Consider the following 3,335-nt stretch of genomic DNA (forward strand, 5'->3'; position numbering starts at 1 on the left):
TACGCTAGGTATAGGGGAGCAGGAAAGCCCGTAATACATGTAGACCGCTGCATGTACTACGGGCTTTTTTCTGGGTAATAATATTAATATAAATATATACATGTTGTAAGTTTCATAAGTGCTGAAAACATAAAAAAGCGCAGATACGATAATGTATATCTGCGCTTCTTGTATATGAGGCCTTTGCTATTAGTAAAATAGTTAGTCTTTATATGTATTGTCTAGGTACGCGCTCAGAGAAACCACAGAAGATTTCATATGGAATCGTAGAGGCAAGGGCAGCAATCTCTAGGGCAGAGATGCTTTCATGACCTTGAGAACCTAAGAGCACAACCTTATCACCAGGTTGTACCGTAATTGTATCAGGCACGGCCACCATGAATTGGTCCATACAGATGCGGCCCACTACAGGGCAACGTGTACCATGAATGAGGACTGTACCACGATTAGATAAGCTCCGAGGATATCCATCTGCATAGCCTACAGGGATGGTTGCAATCGTCATTGGTTCAGGTGTTACATAGGTAGATCCATAGCCAATGCCTTCGCCAGCTTCCAAATGCTGTACATGTACTACTTCGCTATGGAAGGAGAGAACTGGTTTCAAACCTAATCGATTTGGTACATCAAGGGATGGCATAATGCCGTACTGAATAATACCAGGACGGGCATCGGTGAACAAGCTATCTTTTACGGACAACAATCCAGCACTATTGGCAAGGGAGAAGCGATAGTCCGCATCAGGTCTAAATGCACGAATTTCATCGACCATTTTATGGAACTTTTGCGCCTGACCATGAGCGTGGCTTTGATCGGCCGCATCAGCGTTACTCATATGGGAGAAGAAACCGTCTACTTCAAGATTTTCATAGGATTCAACGCATTTAATAAACTCCACAGCATCCTCTGGTTTGATACCGATACGATGCATGCCTGTATCGACTGCGACAGCAACGCGAATAATCATATCGTGGTTTTCCGCTACTTTATCGAGAGCAGCTAAATCGGTAGATTCGCATACGGCAGGGATGGAGTTCGTATCTGCTACAAGCTCAAATGATTGTGGGCGTGTGAGACCTAGAAGGTAGATTGGTACCATAATACCTGCATTGCGAAGCGGCACAGATTCTTCAGGAATGGCAACGGCTAAGGATTCATAACCTTCCTCAACGGCTATACGGCCCATCATAACGCTGCCGTGGCCATAGCCATTGGCCTTGATAACAGCTGTAGATGTGCTCCATTCCGGTAAACTATCTTTAATTTTGCGCAAGTTCTCGCGAACGAGACTTGTATTTATGGTCAAATAGGTGGGTCTCATGGTATTCCTCAATTCTATATAACATTACTTTTATTTTATAACTTTTGGGGAATTAAACAATACTTTTGTGAAAGTTTTATACAGAAACATTGGTATTATTTTGAATTTTATAGCTTTTCTGCATATATTATATACAATAATTGTGAAAGTATACTAATTGATATAGTCAACTGTGATATTAATAGTATAAATTTATATAAATAATAGTATAATTTATAGTAGGGTATGATATATGCTTTTTCTAGCTAATAGGTTGGTTATGAATGATTTAGACAAAATTGTAGTCATCTAACATCGTGAACATAGCCAGATTACTTGTAGGTTTGGAATTAATAAATATATAATATAGCATCTATGTAGGAGGTTCTCATGAGCGAACGTGTAGTAGTAGTAAACGCAGGTAAAATGAATTATGACCATGCATTAGATTTTTCTATTTTATCTAATGATGTGCAGGTCTATGATAATAGTACAAATGAAGAGCTTATTGAACGTATCCAAGGGGCTCGTGTAGTAGTAACAAAAGAGATCCCTGTTAATGCTGAGTTACTTTCACAATTCCCAGATACAGTAAAGCTCATTGTAGAAGCAGGTACTGGTTATAATAATATCGACCTTAATGCAGCGAAGGAACGAGGCATTACTGTGTGCAATATTCCAGCGTATAGCACAGAGCGTGTAGCGCATATGGTAATCATGATGATCCTCAATTTTGCATCTACAATGCAAAAACAAATCGGCATGCTCGCTAAAGGTGATCGCAGCAACTTTACAAAATATTTGCAAGTGAGCCACACAGAAGTGAATGGTAAAACCTTAGGTGTTGTTGGTGCTGGTCATATTGGTATGGAAGTTATCAAAGTAGCAAAAGCACTTGGTATGAATATCTTAATCCATACGCGTACACCAAAGGCTGATGGCGACGGTGTTCGTTATGTAAGCCTTGATGAATTACTAGAAAATAGTGATTATATTACATTGCATTGCCCATTGAATGACCAAACTAAGCACATGATTAATAAAGAAACCATTGCTAAGATGAAGCCAAATGCTGTTATTGTCAATACAGGTCGTGGTCCTCTTATTAATGAAGCAGAGCTTTGTGAAGCATTAGCAGCTAAACGTATTGCAGGTGCCGGTCTTGATGTACAAGAGGTAGAACCGCCAGCAGAGGATAGCCCTCTATATACATTAGATAATGTTATCCTTACACCTCATATGGGCTGGAAAGGTCTCGAAACACGCCAACGCTTGGTAGGCATCATTCGTGACAATGTACAAGCCTTCTTTAAAGGTGAACCTATTAACGTAGTATCTAAATAAAATAGATATTAGAACAAATCGCATATCAAATTGAACACTGCACTGATAGTAGTGAAAATAGTGTACCAATTATAGATATTAAAATAGTCTATAAATACAATAAGAGCCGTCCCCGGTTGTGTGGGGGCGGCTCTATTGTTTTAGGGCTATCATAGATCAAGTTTTTAATATATATGTGTATATATATCAAGGGAGGTAGTTATCCTCGAACTTGATTATGATTGATGTTGTGTTTTGATGGGACTCCACCAATGGCGTCGATAGGCCTTGATGCCTTCCACCACGGTTCTTGTCGCTTTAGCCGCTATATCTTTTGATGCGGCTGGTATGCCCTCTAGGCGATAGGTGAGACCTAACTCCTTATATTTAGCAGTACCCATAACGTGATATGGTAAGCAATCAACGGCTTGTAAATTTTTCAGAGATCCTAGGAAAAAGCCTAGACGATAATGATGATCTGCATTATCTGTAATCGTAGGGACCACAACGTGACGGACCCAAATGGGAATGCCCACGTCTGCCGTCAATCTAGCAAAACCGAGAATGGGCTCTAACGGTTTGCCTGTTAACCACAGATGCTTAGTAGGATCGATTTCTTTAATATCTAGGATGACGAGACTAGTGACACTGAGTAATTTACGGTATGCCACCTCTTGGTGGGGATCAAAACAAATTCCACTTGTATCTAAAC

The 3,335-nt window shown here is 40.1% G+C and carries 2 protein-coding genes and 1 pseudogene; 1 reads left to right on the forward strand and 2 read right to left on the reverse strand.

Translation table 11 applies throughout. The annotated features are described in order from the left end of the window. Positions 1 to 208: 208 nt before the first annotated feature. The gene (gene alr, locus QZ055_RS08720) at positions 209 to 1,321 is read right to left on the reverse strand and encodes an alanine racemase (protein WP_295826263.1); all 1,113 of its coding nucleotides are present in this window, start codon (positions 1,319 to 1,321) and stop codon (positions 209 to 211) included. 369 nt (positions 1,322 to 1,690) lie between these two features. On the opposite strand from alr, the gene QZ055_RS08725 reads away from it, so the two are divergent. Next, a complete protein-coding gene (locus QZ055_RS08725; RefSeq protein WP_295826267.1) occupies positions 1,691 to 2,644 on the forward strand; it encodes a 2-hydroxyacid dehydrogenase in 954 nt (317 codons plus the stop codon). A 215-nt stretch (positions 2,645 to 2,859) separates the two neighbouring features. Here the strand turns inward: QZ055_RS08725 and QZ055_RS08730 are convergent. Beyond that, positions 2,860 to 3,335: pseudogene (locus QZ055_RS08730) on the reverse strand (pyruvate formate-lyase 1-activating enzyme); the annotation flags it as partial.

The sequence above is a fragment of the uncultured Veillonella sp. genome (assembly GCF_905209685.1).
Classification (GTDB): Bacteria; Bacillota; Negativicutes; order Veillonellales; family Veillonellaceae; genus Veillonella.